Source organism: Rhodothermales bacterium (genome assembly GCA_034439735.1).
Taxonomy (GTDB): domain Bacteria; phylum Bacteroidota; class Rhodothermia; order Rhodothermales; family JAHQVL01; genus JAWKNW01.
The window spans coordinates 1-18910 of sequence record JAWXAX010000074.1 but is presented as its reverse complement, the minus strand read 5'-3'; the positions used below and the strand labels follow the sequence as shown (position 1 = coordinate 18910).

19 protein-coding genes are annotated in these 18910 nt (G+C 61.1%); 7 read left to right on the top strand and 12 right to left on the bottom strand.

The window, feature by feature from the left end; all coding sequences use genetic code 11:
* Positions 1–456 precede the first annotated feature (456 nt).
* The gene (locus SH809_05625; GenBank protein MDZ4699169.1) at positions 457–2004 is read left to right on the top strand and encodes a lipopolysaccharide biosynthesis protein; all 1548 of its coding nucleotides are present in this window, start codon (positions 457–459) and stop codon (positions 2002–2004) included.
* An 8-nt stretch (positions 2005–2012) separates the two neighbouring features.
* On the opposite strand, the gene SH809_05620 is transcribed toward SH809_05625, so the two are convergent.
* On the bottom strand, positions 2013–2234 hold the full coding sequence (locus SH809_05620; protein ID MDZ4699168.1) for a hypothetical protein: 222 nt from the start codon (positions 2232–2234) through the stop codon (positions 2013–2015).
* Positions 2235–2546: 312 nt separating this feature from the next.
* Here SH809_05620 and SH809_05615 point away from each other — a divergent pair, with 312 nt between their 5' ends.
* From SH809_05615 to SH809_05595, 5 genes are all read left to right on the top strand, one after another.
* Positions 2547–4889: a T9SS type A sorting domain-containing protein gene (locus tag SH809_05615; protein ID MDZ4699167.1), complete on the top strand. Its 2343-nt coding sequence runs from the start codon at positions 2547–2549 to the stop codon at positions 4887–4889.
* A gap of 24 nt (positions 4890–4913) precedes the next feature.
* A complete protein-coding gene (locus SH809_05610) occupies positions 4914–5342 on the top strand; it encodes a hypothetical protein (GenBank protein ID MDZ4699166.1) in 429 nt (142 codons plus the stop codon).
* Between the two features lie 80 nt (positions 5343–5422).
* Entirely contained in the window at positions 5423–5986 is a 564-nt protein-coding gene (locus SH809_05605; GenBank protein MDZ4699165.1) for a YqgE/AlgH family protein, read from the top strand.
* An 8-nt stretch (positions 5987–5994) separates the two neighbouring features.
* Positions 5995–8094, top strand: coding sequence for an ATP-dependent DNA helicase RecG (gene recG / locus SH809_05600; protein ID MDZ4699164.1), 2100 nt, complete (start codon positions 5995–5997; stop codon positions 8092–8094).
* Between the two features lie 114 nt (positions 8095–8208).
* A complete protein-coding gene (locus tag SH809_05595; GenBank protein ID MDZ4699163.1) occupies positions 8209–8451 on the top strand; it encodes a hypothetical protein in 243 nt (80 codons plus the stop codon).
* Between the two features lie 16 nt (positions 8452–8467).
* On the opposite strand, the gene SH809_05590 is transcribed toward SH809_05595, so the two are convergent.
* The 11 genes from SH809_05590 to SH809_05540 form a co-directional block, all read right to left on the bottom strand.
* A complete protein-coding gene (locus SH809_05590) occupies positions 8468–9229 on the bottom strand; it encodes an SDR family oxidoreductase (GenBank protein ID MDZ4699162.1) in 762 nt (253 codons plus the stop codon).
* A 14-nt stretch (positions 9230–9243) separates the two neighbouring features.
* Entirely contained in the window at positions 9244–10425 is a 1182-nt protein-coding gene (locus SH809_05585; GenBank protein ID MDZ4699161.1) for a DUF2914 domain-containing protein, read from the bottom strand.
* 59 nt (positions 10426–10484) lie between these two features.
* On the bottom strand, positions 10485–11006 hold the full coding sequence (locus SH809_05580; GenBank protein ID MDZ4699160.1) for a DUF2480 family protein: 522 nt from the start codon (positions 11004–11006) through the stop codon (positions 10485–10487).
* Positions 11007–11047: 41 nt separating this feature from the next.
* A complete protein-coding gene (locus SH809_05575; GenBank protein ID MDZ4699159.1) occupies positions 11048–13375 on the bottom strand; it encodes a hypothetical protein in 2328 nt (775 codons plus the stop codon).
* Positions 13376–13421: 46 nt separating this feature from the next.
* Positions 13422–13823 (bottom strand): hypothetical protein, encoded by a 402-nt coding sequence (locus SH809_05570; GenBank protein MDZ4699158.1) that lies wholly within the window; start codon positions 13821–13823, stop codon positions 13422–13424.
* A 382-nt stretch (positions 13824–14205) separates the two neighbouring features.
* Complete coding sequence (locus tag SH809_05565; GenBank protein MDZ4699157.1) at positions 14206–14493, bottom strand: hypothetical protein; 288 nt, start codon at positions 14491–14493, stop codon at positions 14206–14208.
* Between the two features lie 198 nt (positions 14494–14691).
* Positions 14692–15126 (bottom strand): type II 3-dehydroquinate dehydratase, encoded by a 435-nt coding sequence (aroQ, locus tag SH809_05560; protein MDZ4699156.1) that lies wholly within the window; start codon positions 15124–15126, stop codon positions 14692–14694.
* A 22-nt stretch (positions 15127–15148) separates the two neighbouring features.
* Positions 15149–15940, bottom strand: coding sequence for an MBL fold metallo-hydrolase (locus SH809_05555; GenBank protein MDZ4699155.1), 792 nt, complete (start codon positions 15938–15940; stop codon positions 15149–15151).
* Between the two features lie 7 nt (positions 15941–15947).
* Positions 15948–16241, bottom strand: coding sequence for a hypothetical protein (locus tag SH809_05550; GenBank protein ID MDZ4699154.1), 294 nt, complete (start codon positions 16239–16241; stop codon positions 15948–15950).
* A 53-nt stretch (positions 16242–16294) separates the two neighbouring features.
* Positions 16295–17014, bottom strand: coding sequence for a hypothetical protein (locus SH809_05545; protein MDZ4699153.1), 720 nt, complete (start codon positions 17012–17014; stop codon positions 16295–16297).
* Between the two features lie 117 nt (positions 17015–17131).
* Entirely contained in the window at positions 17132–18448 is a 1317-nt protein-coding gene (locus SH809_05540) for an Rne/Rng family ribonuclease (protein ID MDZ4699152.1), read from the bottom strand.
* Positions 18449–18580: 132 nt separating this feature from the next.
* Here SH809_05540 and SH809_05535 point away from each other — a divergent pair.
* On the top strand, positions 18581–18910 hold a 330-nt coding region (locus SH809_05535), incomplete at its 3' end, for a hypothetical protein (protein ID MDZ4699151.1).

The following is an 18910-nucleotide window of genomic DNA, read 5'->3' as shown; positions in this document are numbered from 1 at the left end:
GTGGGTCGTCGAAAAAACCCCGCAACCAACATGAATAACGGTCTATTCGACCCTTACTACGAACCGCATGTGTCCGCTGAACAAAAGTCAATATAATAAAACGACCCCGGATCCGGAAAGCAAGTGTTTTTTTTCCACAAAGCGAGCCTGATTCGTTCATCGGATAAAACCCTCTTATTGATTCAAAACAAGCATTTTTGTTCCAAAACAGAACATGTACACGAACCGTCCACGGCTTTCGCACAGTCTCTACACCGCCAACTCACACGTTATCCACAACCTGTGGATTTTGTGGCCAGCCTCGGAAGCCATTATTGATGGCAATAACGGTATCCTGTCGTTTCAGTCGCCGGCGTTCTCGGAGAATGGCCGGACGGTCGGCTTCCGGCACGAGCTTGGCGGAAGTGCGTCAGCCGTTCCTTATCTTGCCGGCATCTCCCGGTTACCACATACCCCATGAGCTTTTCGCTACGGATCCGCACCCTTGCGTCCGAAACCGCGGTCTACGGCATCTCGACCATCGTGGGCCGCATCATTAATTTTTTGCTGGTCCCACTCTACGTCGCCTTCTTCGCCCCCGGGGAATACGGTGTCGTGGTGACCATGTATACGACGATCACGATCATCAATCACCTGTTTCAGCATGGGATGGAATCCTCCTATCTGAAATTCGCCTCGGGCAAGGAAGGTCGAGCCCGAATCAGCGAGGTGTTCAGCACCGCCACGTGGTCCCTTTTTGTGGTCTCGATAGGTCTCTCGGTGCTCGTTCTATTTCTACGAAGCCTCGTCAGTGGAATCATCGGGATCGATGCGGAGTGGGCGTATCTCTTTTATTACGCGATAGGATTCCAGACACTGGACGCGCTCGCCCTCCTCCCCTTTTCGGAACTCAGGCTTCAGAACAAGGCGAGCCGGTTCGCGCTCCTGAAGATGGTCAACATCGGGTTGAACGTGGGCCTGAATGTGGTATTGATCATCGGGCTGGGGTGGGGTATCGAGGCGGTCTTTCTTTCGAACCTCATTGCTGCCGGCGCCACGTTTCTGATGGTGCTCCCGACGTATTTCCAGCTGTTCCGCTTTCGCATCCAGCCTGGACTCTGGCGCGAGTTGGTCTGGTTTGGGCTCCCTTTTGTCCCCAGCGGGCTGAGTTATGCGCTGGTCGATCGCGTGAATGTGATCTTCGTCGGCCGTATGGATGCGACCCAGATCCGGGTGCTTTACGAAAAAACGTTTGACCTGAGCGCGCTGATCGCCAACAGCGCCACGACCAATGCCGAATACGGGCAACACATGGCCGGCATCTTCGGGGCCGTGTGGAAACTCGGCGTGTTCATGATGTTGATCGCGCAGATGTTTCGCTTCGCCTGGCAGCCCTTTTTCCTCCAGCACGCCGACGACCCGGACGCCCGCCCGCTTTTCGCGCGCATCTTCTCGCTATTCACTGCTTTCAGCCTGCTCGTGGTGCTTGGGATCACGTTTTTGATCGACGACTTCGTGGCGTTACCGATCGCAGGCGGACGCCCCTTGATCCCCGAGATGTACTGGCCGGCGCTTTACCTGGTGCCCATCGCGCTACTCGCCTACCTGTTTCAAGGTTGGTACTACCATTTCACGGCGGGCGCTTATATCGAGCGCAAGACCCGCTACTTTGTGTATTGCACGTTCGCCGGCGGGGCGCTGACCCTCATCGCGAACGCCCTCCTGGTGCCCACGTACGGGATGATCGCCGCCGCCTGGGCCACCACCGCCGCCTACGCGACGATGGCGATCATGCTGTACGTGTTCGTCCAGCGCTTTTTCCCGGTGCCGTACGACTGGCGGGGGGTGGCGCTGATGGTCGGCTGGGCCGGCGGGCTGTACGGCGTCTGGCGAGCCCTGCCCATCGTGCAGCACTGGTGGGCGGAGCTTGTGCTCCTGGGCATCTACCTGGTGGGTATTCTCACCCTGCGGATTGTAACGGTACAGTCGTTCCGTCAATTCATGCCTCCTGCCCGACGCACCTAAACGCGGCGTCAGTCGCCCGCCGGCGCCAATCGCGTCACCCTGAGGTGCGTAAACGGGCGGCCGTTCCACTCGGCGACATACACCACCCCGGTCGCCCGCAACCGGGTGGGATTGACGTATTGCGCGCGCAGGGTCTCATCCATGACCAGGACGTAGGCATTCTGATCGTCTGTTTCGAGCACCTGCACCACAAAGGGCACCTGGCCGCGGGCCGTAACCTCACCTTCCACGGTGATCTCGCTCGCGGCGGATCGGGGGGCGGCGCATCCACCGAAAAAACCCGTTAAAACGCTCGCTAAAAGCCCTAAAAGAAGGCACCGGTAGGTGGTTGATGGCATACTGCGGTGTACGTTATGTTTCATGTGTATTGATGAGCGGCGTACGGTCAACATAACACCGGCCCGTGCCGTCCGCACCGTCTCGGACCCGTTCGTCGCTGAATAAACCTCGCTCGCCCCTCCTTTCGGCCGCGAGGGCATACAATTTGTTCGAGCACCACACCCACCCGACGCCCCGCTTCCGCAGCTGAACCGAGATCGTCCATGACCATTCGCCTGAACGCATTATGTTTCGCGATGTTAGCCGTAGCCGGCGCCGGCCCGCTGTTCGCCCAGGAAACGCCGCAGACACCCATAAGCGATCGTGAATCGCCGCGCATCCTCCACGTCACCGATCGGCTGAATCGGCTTCCCGAGGCGGTTCGCTCGCTGGAGGCGTTCCACGCCAACAAGGCGGCCGGCAAACGGGCAGAGCCCGCGCCAAGGGTGTACGCCGTCGGGATGATGACTTCGTTCCGGGTGCTCAAGAATCTGGCAACGAGCCCGATCTGGGAGACGAAGGAATTCGAACTCAAAGCCACGAGCGACATCGCCAACATCTGGGTCGAGACCGGCGAACTGACCCTCGAGCACGTGACGGATGCCGACGTGGCAGTACTCGACGAGGCGTTGCTTCGGACGACGCCGGCGGGTTCAATCGACGCCACCAAAGGCATCGTGGCGAACAACAATGCCTATTTCGGCGCCCCTCCCGACGTGGATGGGGACGGACAGCTGGACATCCTGCTGTACGATATCTCCGAGGGCACCACGGACGGCAACATCTATATTGCCGGCTATGTCACCTCCTCGGATCTGTCGCTGTTTGGGGGCGGCAATAACAAGGATATCCTCTATCTGGACACGAGCCCGGGCCTTACATCGCGCCCCGTCACGGAGCTATTGAGCACCGCGGCGCACGAACACCAGCATCTGATCCATTTCAATTACGATCTGAACGAGCTCACCTTCGTCAACGAAGGGCAGTCCGAGTGGGCCGAGGTACTCAACGGCTATCTGCCCCGGCCCATGACCTATCTGCTGAACCCGACCCTGTACAACATCGGATTAATGAGTTGGGAAGAGAGCGTCAACGTGCTGGACGACTACCGCCGCGCCGGCCTCTACACCGCCTACCTGGCGGAACGCCTCGGGCCGGCTGTAACAGCGTCGATCACACGCAACGCCGGGAGGGGACGGACCGGATACGAGGCCGTGCTGACAGGAGCGGGGTTGAACTATACGCAGGTTTTGCTGGACTACCACTCGGCCAATCTCCTCAATCTCCCCAGGATTCTACCCAATTTCGGGTACGACCACCCCGACTACGTTGGCATCACCAGCATCCCGTCCGCCGTCACCGACGGGCGATCCGTGCAAGCGACGCCGCCGACCACGTTCAGCGTCGCCCCGGGGGCCGCGCAGTATCAAGTATGGTCGGACGTTCAGAATTTTGTGCTTACCGTCGACACGAGCGACCCGATCGCGACGATCCGCTCCCGGATGCTCGTGCGAGTGATCAAAGAGGCGCAGGACGGCGCCTACACGTACGAGGACCTGCCTCTACCGATCACCAACCGTCTGTTTGCCGGCTCTTTCGACCGCATCATCGTACAGACCACCCATGTTCGCCCCGAATTATCGTCAACCGTCAGCGTCGGTCTGTCGGCCTCGTGGTTGACTGAACTCACGGGGTCGATCGTGAGCGAGAGCTTCGATGATGGCTCCGCGATATCCGGGACGTTCTTTTCGCTCAGCTCGGGAGCGAGTGGGGCCGTGGCCACTCGGTTCGACCCGCCGGCGGACAGTCGGTTACTCGAAGTAGGCCTCGCGCCTTTCTACTTGAATCAGTTTGCGGGCGCCGGAATTCCCGCGGATGCCGGCCGGGACGTGGAGCTCCGTATCTGGGCCGTGGCGCCGGACGGATCGCCGGGGGACGTGTTGTTTTCGAAAGTAATCGAGGACCCACGCGCCTACACCGGCGCTCAGCTGACGCTGAACCACTTCACGATCGACCTCGAGGACGACGCCGAAGCGCTCGACGACCTGCCCGCGTCGTATTACATCGGCTATGGCGAGACGGGAGTGGACGTAAACTATATGGTGGTGGGCGCTTCGGCCTATCCGGACGAAGACCGATCGTTCGTGCGCCGCAGCAGCGGCCAATGGGGCGCGCTCTGGGAGACGCAGTTCGAGGGTGAAGATGAGGGCGCTTTCCCGCTGGAGGGTTCGATCATCCCGATCCGCGCGACCTTCCTGGTGGGCGGCGCGCCGGTCGCCAATGAAGACGAAGACGTGTTGCCGCGCCGTACAGCGCTCGAACAGAATTTCCCCAATCCCTTCACGCTGACCACCACGATCCGCTATGAACTAGAATCCGCCGCGCACGTCCGCCTGACCGTGTACGACCTGCTGGGCCGCCCCGTAGGCCAACTCGTCGACGCCCTTCAGCCCGCCGGCCGCCATGGGGCAACATTTCATGCAGAATCGCTGGCAAGCGGGTTGTATCTTTACACGCTCGATACCGGCGCCGACGTGTTCACGCGTCGGATGATGCTGGTGAAGTGACGCCCTGAACTCAATACGAATCGCATGACCCGTATCATCAGCACCGGGGACACGCCGGCCAAGGTCCGCAACGCGCAGATGCGCAGTTGCGCCGAAGTCCTGCGCCTCCTTGCGCAACGGAACGGCTTCGACGACGAGGCGCTGGATATGCTGGCGTTTCTCATTATTAATCTGCGCGGGATCTACAAATCGATTGACGAAAGCGCCCTCGCCTGGGACGACCGAAATTACTGGAAGAAGGCGGAGACGCTTCGGGAGAAATGGCGCTGGAGCCGCACCGCGGCCGAGAAGTTGACGAAGAGTGTTCGCACGAAGAAGTGGCATGTGATCCCGGAGATCCTCGTCGGCCTCGTTCCCTATTTTAATGACATCACGATCGTGCAAATGACACGTGATGCCGATTGGTGGGTGGGGGCGTATACCGCTCTCCAAAAGGAATTCAGCAAGGAATAGCCGATGGATATTTCCCGCTGAAGGGGCGTAATGCCCTCAGGCGTGTGTCCACCGAATCGCTTCAGAGCCTGCTTGAGCGTATGGCGAACTCCGAACTTACCCCCGCCACCGGCGTCCTCCTCATCGCACCGCCGATGATGGATGACCCTAACTTCAAACGCACGATTATCCTCCTATGTGAACATGGTGCGGAAGGCAGCTTTGGGCTTATTCTGAACCGCACGTTGTCGCTGCAATTGAACGAAGTGGTGGACGGCATGACCGGGTACACCGGTTTTCTTTCGCAGGGCGGGCCCGTGTTGCAGAATACGCTGCACGTCCTCCATCGCATTGGCGCACGCGTGGGCGAGACGCGCGAAGTGGTCTCGGAGGTGTACTGGGGGGGGGATTTCGATGCGATTCAGGCAATACTAGCCTCCCGTGAGGCTTCCGAAGACGATTTCCGTTTTTTCCTTGGCTACGCCGGCTGGTCGCCCGGTCAGCTGGAAACCGAGATCGAACAGGGAGGATGGATTCTGGCGATATCGGATGAGTCTATGATCTTCAGCGCGGAGCCCAAGCGGCTGTGGAGCGACACGTTGCGCCGGCTCGGCGGAGAATTCGCGCTGCTGGCGAATTATCCCGAAGACCCGCGGATGAACTAGCCCTCACCATGCCCATCGACATTTTTACCGGCCCGCTCCAGTTTGTCCCAGGGCTCGGTCCGCGCAAGGCCGAGGTGCTGGCCGATGCCGGCATGCATACGGTGCGGGACCTGTTGCATTATTTTCCGCGCCGCTACCTCGATCGGTCGACCATCGTCCCGATCCGTCAGCTCGACCCCACCATGGGTTCGGCCACGGTCGTGGGCCGTGTGGTGACAATGGGCACCCTACCCGGCGGCAAGGTCAAACGCTTCGAGCTGACCCTGGAAGACAGCGAGGGCGGGCGGCTTAAGTGTGTGTGGTTCCAGCGTGTGGGCTGGATCGGACGCGTGTTCAAACAGGGCGAACGTGTCGCGTTCCACGGCAAGGTGCAGGCGTTTGGCCGGCAATTGTCGATGACGCATCCCGACTTTGACAAGTTGGACGAAGAGGGGGCGGCGCTGGACACGGGACGTATCATCGCCCTGTATCCAGGCGGCGCGGCGTTCGACCGTGCCGGTCTGACGAGCCGGACGTTCCGGCGGGTCATCCATACGTTTTTTAAGGAGTCGGGCCTGGAATTGCCCGATATCCTGCCGGCGTGGATGCGCGACCAGTTCGGGTTGATCGACGGGCGCGTTGCCCTCCGCGCCATTCACTTCCCTAAAAACCAGGGGGAGCTCGCGCAGGCCCGCGAGCGGCTCAAATTCGAGGAATTGCTGTTCATCCAGCTGATGCTCGGCATCACGCGGCAGGGCCGTCAGGAAGTGGCCGGCCCTATCCTGAGCCGGGGCGGCGACTACATGCGGAGGTTCATCGACGAGGTACTCCCGTTCACCCTCACTGGCGCCCAACAACGCGCCCTGGACGACGTGTTCGTCGATACGGCCTCGGGCGTCCAGATGAACCGGTTGATTCAGGGCGACGTGGGGAGCGGGAAAACGGTCGTCGCGATCGCGGCGATGCTGCACGCACTGGACAACGGCTACCAGAGCGCCTTCATGGCGCCGACGGAAATCCTGGTGGAGCAGCATTATGCCAATCTGCGCAGCTATCTGGAGCCGCTTGGTGTGGAGACGCGGCTGCTCATCGGAGGGCAGCGGAAGGTGCTGCGCGAAGAGATTCTGGCTGATCTGGCCGAGGGCCGCGCCCAGGTGGCCGTGGGCACCCACGCCGTGATCCAGGAGCGGATCGTTTTTCAAAAGCTCGGAATGGCCATCGTCGACGAGCAGCACCGATTCGGGGTACTGCAGCGCGCGGAGATGATGAGCAAGGGCGAAAACCCGCATATGCTGCTGATGACTGCCACACCGATCCCGCGCTCGCTGGCCATGACCCTGTATGGCGACCTGGATGTGACGATTATGAACGAGCTGCCGGCGGGGCGCAAACCGATTGAGACCTGGCTGCGCACCGAGCCGCGGCGCGGCGAAGTGTACGCGTTTATTCGCGAGCAGCTGCGCGAGGGCCGGCAGTGTTATATCGTCTACCCCCTGGTCGAAGAGAGCGAAAAGCTGGACCTTAAGGACGCCGAGACAGGCTATCAGCAGATCCTCCAGGAATTTCGCCCTTACAAGGCCGAGATGGTGCACGGCCGGATGTTGCCCTATGAGAAGGAAGAAGCGATGGATCGCTTCAAAAAGGGGGAGGCAGACCTCCTCGTCGCGACCACCGTCATCGAGGTCGGAGTGGATGTGCCGAACGCCACGGTGATGCTCATCGAACACGCCGAGCGGTTCGGGCTCAGCCAGTTGCACCAGCTACGGGGCCGCGTGGGCCGGGGCGGGGCGCAGAGTTATTGCATTCTCATGGCGGACGTGAAGCGCACGGCCGAGGCGGAGCAACGCCTCGAAACCATGGTGGCAACCACCGACGGGTTTCAGATCAGCGAGGCGGATTTGAGGCTCCGTGGCGCCGGCGATTTTTTTGGCACGAGACAGAGCGGCCTGCCCGATCTCAAAATAGCAGACATCACCGTGGACATCGACCTGCTCGTCAAGGCCCGCGAGGCCGTCCAGTCCCTCCTTCGCGACGATCCACACCTTCGAGCGGATGACCACGCCGACCTCAGGTCGTTTTTCCAGGCGTTTTATGCCGGCCAGAGCATGGGTTATTCACGGATTGGATAAAATGGGGACATCCGCCACACACTCCCGTCACATCCTACATCTCGGTGTGGTATGGTTGTTGGGTAGACGCTGACATGCCCCACTCCGTTGGATCGGCTCCCCGCCCGCAATCCAGTGATACCATCGACCTTATCCGACTCATCTACGCCACGCTCGGAACGGCTACGTCCCTCCGAGACGCTGGAAGCGCTTCTCGTCAACGACTCGTTCCGCAACTGGGTCTTGAGCCGCGCGACCCAGGAAGAACAAGTGTACTGGGAAGAATGGCTCACCTCCCGCTTCGACCATCAGCGCATGGCCGACGAGGCCGCGCAGATCATCTATCTGCTGCAGTTCAGCCCCGTACCCGCGCGTTAACCTGGACGCACCATCGTCACCGCACGTAGCTGCCGGCGTTTATGTCGATGCTTGTGCCCGTCGCGTGATCGGCGAGCCCGCTGGCCAGCAGGACCACGATCGGGGCGATGTCTTCCGGCTCGGTGAGGCGTTCGAGGGCGAGGTCCTTGATGACGTGCGCCTCGCCATACACATCGATAAACTCTTGCGCCATTTCCGTGCGTGTAAAGCCTGGCGCCACGATGAAGGAGCGCACACCTTCTTTGCCGTAGGCGCGTGCAATTGACCGGGAGAGCGCGACCATGCCGGCTTTCGACGCCGCGTAGGTGATGTATTCGGGTTGGTCGCCACGGAACGCCGCGCGCGATGCGATGTGGATGAGCCGGCCGCCGCCGGGTAATTGCCTGAAATGGGCGACGGCCTGCCGGGAGAGTAGTTCCGCGGCGCGGAGATTCACCCTCATGGTCAGATCCCAGTTTTGCAGCCAGTCGTCCAGTTCCGCCCCGGGGTCCATGAGCGGCGCGACGCCGGCATTATTCACCAGCACATCGACATGGCCGAGGGCAAGCACCGCCTCGTCCCACAACCGAACGCAGGCGCGGGCGTCGGCGAGGTCGGCCTGGATGATCGGGTGATCCCCACCAAGCGAGGCCACAAGGCGCTCGGCCTCATCGCGTCGGCGGTTGTAATGGACGCCGATGCGCGCGCCGGCGCCGGCGAGTGCCCGCGCCAGCGCCGCCCCGATGCCGCGGCTGGCGCCCGTCACCAGAACGGTTTTATCGGATAGATCGATGGTCATGCCGCAAGTGCCTCTTAATCGACTATTTTCCAGATGACATCCGTGACCGGCACACCGGTCTCGACGATATCGAAGTGAATGCGTCCGAGCGTGCGCATGTGCTCCGTTTTTACATCGACGCGCCAGGCGCCGGGCTCGACGAAACGCTTCATGGTATAGCCGCGAAACCCATCATCGCGTCCGCCCAAAACGCGAAAAGGAATGGTATCTCGCGGCGCCCATTGCTGATCGGCTTCTTCAAAGCGATACCAGATGTGTGCGACTTTCGTGTCGAATGCCGTGGGGGCGAATACGGCGGAGAAGCAATAGACCGTGTCGCCGGGGCTATAGGAAAAGGTGCGGTCGTAATCTTGCCAGAAGGCATACCACGCCGGCCGCGCGTACTTAAAGGCGAAGGTATCCTTATCGCGCTGCATCCCCCGGTAGATCCCACTATCCCGGATGGCCATAGGAACGGGGGGGATCCAGTTCTGGATGTAGAAGAGGTGCAGCAGGGCGAAGAGTCCCAGCACGATGCCGGCGATCCCCGGGTAGGCGCGTACATCGGGCAGTACCTGGTGCCGCCAGAGCACGTAAAGCATGCCGGTGAGGAGCCCGAGACTCGCAAGGCTGCTAACCCAGAACATCCCATACCCCATCGTTTTTGTCAGAACCGGCAGGAAAAACGTAAAAAACGTGGCTGAAGCCAGGAAGTAGAGTGCAAAGAGGAAATAGGGATTGATAAGCCGTTCGCGGAGAAACTCGTTGCCGATAAGCAACGCGAAGAGGAGGATGAGATAGACCACCGATTCCGTCTGGAACGATGTGCTCTGGAAATAGAAGATGAAATAGGCGCTGAATAGCGCCCCCATCAAGAATTGGATGGCGGCGGGATACCATTCTCGGTAACGCAGCAGCTTCGGGTGAGACAGTCGGTCCTGATCGGCGAACAATGCCACCACGATCAAGCCTCCCAGTACCAGGATGTACGTCAGGAGCAGCGCGCTGTCGACCCACGCATCGATACGCCGGAGGGTAGCGCCATCCCACGTGACGCCGCCAAAGAAGAAGAGCATGGGTTCCCAGCGCCGGTAGCGTCTACGGAAGGCGAGCGTCCGTCGAACGGCCGGCGCCTGTTGCCATCGCGCGAGGCGGTTCAGACGAGGCGTTTCGGAGGAGGTGCCGCCAGGCGAAAGGGGTGGTATCGACTCTTCCATGGCCGGCGTATTCGTCTAAGCAGGGTACTGGGACGTTTCGGGCGGGTAAAAAAGAGGCTTCAGGATCCAACCGTGGCCGCCGGCCGACGCCATAAAGGCACTGACGAGCATGGTTCACCATACATCAGCTTGCGGGCCACACGCTGGAGTTGCTGGGTGGCAACGGCATAGGCATTGGCGGGGACGAGCCGGCTCGCGCAGCCCTTGACGACCACGATGCGATCCGTGTACACGGACCAGTCGAAGGCCTCGAGCGCCCGGACGAAATAGTCCCGCCGAAGTTCGTCTGCGGTGCCGATGGCCACAGAATGGGCGACGCCTTCGAGCCGGGAGCCGATGAGCATAAACGCCCAGGTTGGTACGATCGCGTCCGTCGAGCAGAACACGGCTACGTGCGCGCCGGCGTACGGTGTCCAATCGTGTGTCCGAACGGCGTCGCGGAACGGCTTTTCGCGCAGCAAGATACCTTCATCCAGGAAGGGAGCGATATCAACCGAGAGAACCGGCCGACCATCCCACAGGGATTCGAGGTTAAAGACATCGATATCGCTTTCGGCGACGCGGTTGACGATCGGTTCCATAACATTATCCATAAGCGGCCACCCCGGCTGGATGAACAGGTTTACCAGGCATTAAACCATGCCGTTACTACGTCGGCGGCCGGCTTTCCGTTCGGCGTGAAGCCGAGTTCATCGGGTCCGCCACGATCCAGGTAGCTGGGCCACTTCCACCAGTAGATGCCGCGGAGCCACGGCTGATCGTCGAGCGCGCGGCAGATCGCTTCGTAGCAACGCGCCTGGTCTTCGACGTGGGCGCCCAACTCACGGTTTTCGAGCCAGGGGGCTTTCCACGGCATGCTCGTGCTGGGATAACCAATTTCGGTGATGATGATCGGCTTGTTGTGGCGCCGGTGGACCGCCGCGAGCCGGCTCACCGCCGACTCCGCTCCTTTACGAAGATCGCGGTCGCTGGGCGCATCTTTATCGCAGATGGGATAATACGAGTTCACCGCGATGAAATCGAAGGCGTCCCAGAACTCGAGGTTTTCAAATTCTTCACCCCAGTTAGAGGCATAGACCATCGGCCCGGAGTACAGGGCCCTCCATTCGGCCGTCATCGTGCGCCAGCGGTCGGGGTGGCTGAGCGTCGTTTTGCTCAGCTCGGTGCCGACACAGAGCATATCGACGCCGTAGAGTTCGGACATGACGGCATAGTGACCGATCCACCGTTCGTAATGCTGGAAAAACGTCTCCCAGTCCGCTTCGTTGAGCATTTCGATATCTCCGGGCCATCCGCCGCGCAGCCAGATCTGCGGCTTGATGGTGACGTGTAGTCCGAGGCGTTTCGCTTCGAGCACCGCGTGGAGCACCGATTCGTCGTTTTCGCTGCCGGCGGACGTCGGGATTGGGAGCTGTTGCGGGACGTTAGCGTCGTTGATGAAGGAATAGGGGATGATAGTGACCGCGTTGGCGCCCATGCCTTGCGTGTAGGCCAGCGCTTCCGCGGCCGATCGCGAACCGTAACCATTGACGATGCCATACCCTTCGTGGGCGAAATTGAAGCCCTTCAGCATCTTGGGCCGGGGGCGGACTGGCGCCGGCAGGGGCTGCCGGCCGGAGGCGTCAGCGGCCTCATCGAGCCGATGGGCGAGAGCCGCGGCTAGTCGCTGACGTTCGTCCGGGGTAAAGCCGTCCGTATAGCGATTGCGCCAATCCGGATCCTCGAGCAGCAGGGCGGCCAGTTCGGCGGCAACGGGTTCACGCAGCAACGCCGGGAATTCAGCGTAGCGCTGTTCGTCGAGTAGGTCGTCGAGGGTGGGAGCGAGGCCGGCTTGTGCGATGCGGCCGGCCCAGAGGCGCGCCTCCTGGCCGTGCCATGAAGCCTCCACAGCTATCCGAACTCCATCCTCAAATGCACGATAGGCCGGCGCCCCAAGGACACGATTGAGGATAGAGGCAATCTCGATCCCCGTGACGTCGCCTCCGAGCCCGATGGATTCCTGGAGGGCGACGTGTACATCGCCCGTTGCAGGGTCGAGGTGCGAAAGACGCATGTCGTCCGTAACAAGCGCTTTCTGCTGGAGGCTGGGGTAGAGGTGGTAATTTACATCCGGCCAGGTGTCCGCCTCACCGAGGCGTCCCGCGAGCCGGGCCATGCTGGCCTCACGGCCGGCGACGAGCGCCTCGACCCGCTGCGTGGAAAAGGCATCTGGGGCGCTATGGATGCGAATCGGGCCGATTTTGGCGATGGGTGCGGTGGCGAGCCGCAGGTCGAAGTCCTGCTGCGGATCGAGCATCCAGCGCCGACCGCTCTCCTGTGAGAAGTGCCCGAGGCGGATTCGTTTCCCGTTGCGAACGACCTGGTAGTCGTACATCCGGAGGAGGCCCTGTCCCTGGGCGGCGACATCGGCGTCCTGATTGCCGGTGATCAAGAACAGCGGGTAGTTGGTGTTCTCCGGGTTGGGAAACACGAGTGTGAGCACATCGGAGGGGCTGTCGTAGAGGGTGCCGGCGAAGGTGAAAGTCTCCCCCTCGAAGGAAACGGGTAATTGGTGGGCGATGCGGGCGATGTGGGGATTCGAGCGAGGGGTGCCGACGAGCAAGACAGCGCCGGCGGCAAGGTCGACCACATCTTCCGCACGCTTGAGGTCTGGAAGCGTCCGCCACCGGCCGGGGGACCGTTGGGCCATCTGCCGATAGGCCTGTTCCGTGGTGGTATCCGCGGCGCCGTAGACGACGAGCAGCTGGCGGGTTTCGAAAAAGCGTTCGTATAGCTGCTGCCGGGTGGGGAGTGTGTCGTCCAGGGAAGCCACGACCATGGTGGGAGGCGCAGCCAGCGTGCCGGCGGGGCCGCTCGCAGGCGCCTCGGCGGTTGTTTCCGAGCAAGCTACAATACTAGCAACAACGAGGAGCAGCCCTGCGGCGGCACCCGTGAATGGCAAACGCATCATGAACGTCTCCTGGTCCAGCACATGAGCTCTCCGGGAGAGCCGCGCCCTATTCCTCCTCGGCGACGGCAGGGCGAATATCCCAGAGCAGCATGGTTTCGATGTCGGTAAAATCCTCGTAGTCGTCGGCATCGACGAACCGATAGTCACCCAGTTCGCTGCGTTTCATCGGAGAAACCTGATCCCAGCGCACCCCGTCGCGATCGACGAATTCATCGGGATAGGGGGGGTCGATTCGAAAGGAGGGATGATAGGAACGATAGGTTTTGGCCGCTTCGTAGATGGCGGCGCGCCGGGCGCCGGCTTTTGTCGCGCTCACGCCGACCACTTTGAACGGTGCAATCGTGATCGACGCCTGGACCAGGCCGTCCTCCATCTCCACGTACTCCGGGCGCATCACTTTGAAATCCTCGACATGAGGGTATGCACTTCTCTCGTTATAATCGTTCATGCGTGGCCCTACCTCGGGTCTTTACAGTTTCAGGTCTGCTTCAAGTTTGTCTCTTCGTCCCCCAATCGAATGCCCTCCCCATGGAACTGGCCGGCATCGCGCTCCAGGAGCCTGCCCATTCGTCGATAGGAGATTCGACCGCGATTCGAAGTAGCGGACGCTGTGTACTCTCGGATGCGGGCTGTGGATTCCTTGCCGGCGGTCTTTTTTGAGGCCGCAGGCGCCAAGAATCGTGGCGGCAACGGCGCTACACACGGCTTTTTGAGCCATGGTCTACATCTTCACACTTTTTTTCTAGACAAAAAAGCGTGTACTGGTTTTTTCCCCTTACCCAGTTATTAAATTTAGGTCTTCATTACAGGAGTGAGCAGTCCAGCTCTTTCTACATGCTGTTTTGAGCAGCTTCGCTTCCATAATCCAACGTATTGCAATGCGGGATATACTCCATCCAGTAGGGTTCGAGGACGACGATCTCGAAGACGACTTCGGCGACGACCTTGACGACGATCTCGACGACGACGAACTCGACGACGATCTCGACGACGATCTCGATGATGATTTTGAGGACGACGACGATCTCGACGATGACCTGGACGATGATTTCGACGATCTGGACGACGACTTCGACGATCTGGACGAACCGGACGACGTCTTCTAAGCGTTCATCCACGTCTTTCTCATTTCCTATGCCTCGAAGCCTCGGTAGCCTCATACCGGGGCTTCGCTTATTTGTAATGGCGTCCGAGGCGGGGCTTCCACGAGGCGGGGCTTCCACCAGGCGGAGCTTCCACCAGGCAGGGCTTCCACCAGGCAGGGCTACCGCTACGCCGGGTGAGCCGCGAGCCGCTACGGGAAGCGAGCGACGTGGTTAATCCTGCGCTCGGCGCTCCAACAGGAACTGCACGGCCAGCTCATAGCCGGCCATGCCGAGGCCGCATATCTGTCCGAGGCAGACCGGCGCGATCATCGAAACGTGGCGAAAGGACTCACGTGCGTGAATATTGGAGAGGTGGACCTCCACGACCGGCAACCCGACGCCCGCGATGGCGTCGCGGAGCGCGATCGACGTGTGGGTATACGCACCGGGATTAAACACGATGCCCTGACGCCCCTCGCGCAGGGCAGCGTGGATCGCATCGATGAGGGCGCCCTCGTGATTACTCTGGTAGAAGAGAAAGTCGACTGCTGGAAAGGCTTTGTGGAGGCGTGACTCGAGGTGGGCGAGCGTCGCATGGCCGTAGGTAGCCGGCTCGCGGGTGCCGAGCAAGTTGAGGTTGGGTCCGTTGAGGATGAGCAGATGCATGGGGATATGCGGGAGGATGGGTTCAGCGGGCACCGGGTCGGACTTCAAACGAAAGGCCATCGTAGGCCAGTTCGATGCCGGCGGGGAGCCGCACCTCTTCTTCCATATGGAGGATATGGTGTGTCATGTGGATCAGATACGTTTGCCGTGCGCCAAGACGCTGGGCGACTTCGACGGCCTGTTCGATGGTAAAGTGTGAAGGGTGGGCCTCGTGGCGGAGCGCGTCCAGAACAAGTACATCCAGGTCTTCAAGCAGGGCCATGCTTTCCGGAGGTATGTGGCTGGTATCCGTCAGGTACGCGAACCGACCGACGCGATATCCATGAAGCGGCAGTTTCCCATGGAAAGCCTCGATGGGCGTGACCATCACCGAGCGGCTGATATCGTACCGACCCGCGATTCGGAAGGGGGCGACGACCGCCTCCATGCGAAGGTTCGCGACGCCCGGGTAGGCACGATCGATGAAGATATACCGGAACATGTCGCGCAATGTGTCGGCTGTATCCGGACGCGCGTAACACGTGATGGGGGTGGCATTATCGAAGAAAAACGGTCGCAGATCGTCCAGCCCCACGACATGATCGAAATGATGATGGGTGAGGAGTACGGCGTCGATGCGTGTCAAGCCGGCGCGGAGGGCCTGGGTGCGGAAATCGGGCCCTACGTCCACCAGCAGGTGCAGGCCATCGACATCGATGAGACAGGCACACCGGGTCCGTTTATCCCGCGGATCGTTCGACTGGCAGACCCGGCAGGTGCAGCCGATGACGGGAATACCGGTCGAGGTACCGGTGCCCAGCAGGGTGACGCGCATCGCGCCTTCACTCGACGGCATCCACCTCTCCGGCATCACGGGCATGCCGGGCGTCCCAGGCTTCCTCGAGTGCTTTGCGGACTGCCGGCTTGATAAACACCGCGTCGAGCGGTCGTTCGCGCAGGCTTTCGGCCATCACAGCAACATGGATGTCGGGCACATGCAGGCGGTTGAGCACGATCGTCTCTTTGCCGGCGACCGTGCAGCGGCCACCACGAAAGTTGCCGCGCTCGCGGCGAACCCGCAGCCCCAGCTGCTGGGCTACTTCTTCCAGTTCTTTCACGATCTTATCCGGCTTCATAGGCTTCGGATGGATACGGTTGCGGCGTCGGGAGGGTTGTGATCCCCAAGCGATCACCAGTTTACGCCCAGGGAAAACGTGTGCCGTTGTTCGTGGTAGTCAAACAGATCGGGGGAACGGGTGACGAATACGCTGGATCCGCCCACATTCCAACGCGTAACGCGGTAGGTGTATCCCAGGCTGAAACCGAGTCGTTTGACGAGCGGCCCCAGGTGTAGTTGTACGTCGGCGTCGGCAAGCCGGGCGGAGCCGGCCGAGTCGCTAAAAGATTGCAGCGCCACACCTAACGCCGGCGTGACCCGCACCTCCAGGAGCGCTACGGGCGACAGTTGTCCGTAGTAGCCGATACCCACCCCGAGCCCCAACGTGGTGATGCTAAAATCGTCCAGGATGTCGATGTCGCGCGGGGCGACCCGGCGGAAGTTTGTGTAAAGCATGATCGGGACGAAGAGGCGGTGGTCCGCGTCAGTTGCCGCTTCCGAGAAAAAGATCTCGCCCCACGAAAGCAGCGTGGCGTCCAGGTAGCCCAGGCTCAGCCGGGACGTATCGGCGGCGGATTGTGTGCCCCAGCTGAGCGATGCGGAGAAGTTGGCTCGGGAATACTGGGCCGTGATGGCGGGAGACGTAAAATCCAGCCGCGCCGGCGGAGGCGTGTCGCCGGCGAAAGTGAAGTCTACCGTCGTGTACCCGATCAACACCGCCGTCGCCAAACGGGGTCGGTCGTTGCCAAAATAGAACGGTTGGGCGTGCGTATCGCGCGTCCAACCGGCCATAACCGATAACAGCACCCCTAGCACAAGTGGCCATGAGGCTCTTGGGGGCATTACGTCAGCGTCTCGGCGCACGGGATATCCGCCTGGTTAAATCGATCTCGCCCGACAGCGAGCGGCTCAATCTACGACTTCAGGGCCGGATTCTTCACTGCGTTTCTTCCCGCGCCGGCGATCGTTGCGAAACGGTTTGCCCGTCTCGGGGTCGACGAAGCGGTACCGGAAAGGCGCCATCTTCTCATCACCCCGAATGTGCACGCGGATGAAGTACTTGAAGAACCACCCCAATCGGATGGACGGGAAGTTATGCGTCAGGTATGCGGCCGTGAACGGGTGTACAAGCAGATGTACCGTGCTGCCTTCCTTCTTCTCTTTGAACTTCTGGATCCAGCGGTCCACCTTCTCGAGGAACGTCTGGATGTCCATCGGCACCGGATCCTCCCGATCGAGCACAGTGGCCAGCTCGAGACCGTGGTCCAGAGGAGCAACCAGCGCATCCGGCGCGACTGGCATCTGTGCAGGCTCGGCATCCCCGACGATCGTGATCGCGCCGGCGCTGGGCGCAAACGTCTTCGTGATGCTAGGACGTAGGCGTTGCCGGGTGATTTCGATGAGACCAAAATCGCTCATTGGCAGCACTTTCGTGACGGCGCGGTCCTGCCGGAACGCCTTGCGGAGCTCGTTATAGACCTTTTTGCGGTTACGGTCGAGGCGGAGATCGATAAAGTCCACGACGATGATGCCGCCGAGGTCGCGCAGCCGCACCTGTCGCGTGATGGCTTGGACGGCCTCGAGATCCACCTTGAGGGAGTTATCCTCCTGGGAAAGCCCCCGGCCGGCGCGCCCCGAGTTTACGTCGACGACGTGCATTGCCTCGGTATGTTCGATGAACAGGTAGCCGCCCGAGGGCAGTTCGATGCGGCTTTCGAACGCCTGCTGGACTTCGCGGGCGATGCGGGCTTCCTGGAAGATGTGGCGCTTCCCTTTGTGCTGCTGCACGGCCGGCACCATGTGCGGCGCGATGGCCTGCACGTAGTTCTTAACGTTACGGTAGAGCTTCGGGTCGTCGATGAGGATGCGGTCGTAGTCGTCCGAGAACAGATCGCGAATAACCGAAGACGCCATGTTCACGTCTTCATGCACGACTATCGGCGCTGCCGGCGAGCCCTGCAGCTTTTTCTCGATCTTGCGCCATTTATCCAGGAGGAGGCGAAGATCGGTATCCAGTTCCTTGGCTTTCTTGCCTTCGGCTACGGTGCGTACAATGACGCCGAAACCCTCTGGAAGAAGGCTTTTGGCCAACGCGCGGAGGCGGCGCCGTTCTTTGTACGAGAAGATTTTTTTGGACACCGCCACGTAGTTGGCGAGCGGCACCAAGACGAGGAAGCGGCCAGCGAGCGAGATATCGGTCGAGACGCGGCTGCCTTTGGCCGAAATCGGCTCCTTGACAATCTTTACGAGGATGTGTCGATCTCGCCTGAGATGCGCCTCGGGCGAATGGATTCGTTTTTCGGCCGGCTGGCGATCGTCGCGTGAACCGCGTCCGTTGCGGCCATCACGGCCACGAGATTGCCGTCCTTCGCCCTGTTCACGCCCTTCGCGGGGCTCACGGCCTTCGCGACCTTCGCGGGGCTCACGGCCTTCGCGGGGCTCACGGCCTTCGCGACCTTCGCGGGGCTCGCGGCCTTCGCGGCCTTCACGGCGCTCGCGGCCTTCACGGCCGGCCGCGGGCTCACCGCCCTCGCTCCGCTCGCGGGCCTCACGGCCTTCGCGACTCTCTCGGCGCTCACCGCCTTCGCGGCATTCGCGGCACTCACCGCCTTCACGACCTTCGCGCGGCTCACGGCCTTCGCGACCTTCACGGCCTTCGCGCCCTTCACGGGGCTCACGGCCTTCGCG

Coding starts and splice junctions, on each gene's coding strand:
- SH809_05575 (MDZ4699159.1), bottom strand. CDS start 13,375: ATGATGCGTTTGCCATTCACGGGTGCCGCCGCAGGGCTGCTCCTCGTT.
- recG (MDZ4699164.1), top strand. CDS start 5,995: ATGCCCATCGACATTTTTACCGGCCCGCTCCAGTTTGTCCCAGGGCTC.
- SH809_05545 (MDZ4699153.1), bottom strand. CDS start 17,014: ATGGCCGGTTGGACGCGCGATACGCACGCCCAACCGTTCTATTTTGGC.
- SH809_05555 (MDZ4699155.1), bottom strand. CDS start 15,940: ATGCGCGTCACCCTGCTGGGCACCGGTACCTCGACCGGTATTCCCGTC.
- SH809_05610 (MDZ4699166.1), top strand. CDS start 4,914: ATGACCCGTATCATCAGCACCGGGGACACGCCGGCCAAGGTCCGCAAC.
- SH809_05580 (MDZ4699160.1), bottom strand. CDS start 11,006: ATGGAACCGATCGTCAACCGCGTCGCCGAAAGCGATATCGATGTCTTT.
- SH809_05570 (MDZ4699158.1), bottom strand. CDS start 13,823: ATGAACGATTATAACGAGAGAAGTGCATACCCTCATGTCGAGGATTTC.
- SH809_05590 (MDZ4699162.1), bottom strand. CDS start 9,229: ATGACCATCGATCTATCCGATAAAACCGTTCTGGTGACGGGCGCCAGC.
- SH809_05615 (MDZ4699167.1), top strand. CDS start 2,547: ATGACCATTCGCCTGAACGCATTATGTTTCGCGATGTTAGCCGTAGCC.
- SH809_05550 (MDZ4699154.1), bottom strand. CDS start 16,241: ATGAAGCCGGATAAGATCGTGAAAGAACTGGAAGAAGTAGCCCAGCAG.
- SH809_05605 (MDZ4699165.1), top strand. CDS start 5,423: ATGGCGAACTCCGAACTTACCCCCGCCACCGGCGTCCTCCTCATCGCA.
- SH809_05585 (MDZ4699161.1), bottom strand. CDS start 10,425: ATGGAAGAGTCGATACCACCCCTTTCGCCTGGCGGCACCTCCTCCGAA.
- aroQ (MDZ4699156.1), bottom strand. CDS start 15,126: ATGCATCTGCTCATCCTCAACGGACCCAACCTCAACTTGCTCGGCACC.
- SH809_05625 (MDZ4699169.1), top strand. CDS start 457: ATGAGCTTTTCGCTACGGATCCGCACCCTTGCGTCCGAAACCGCGGTC.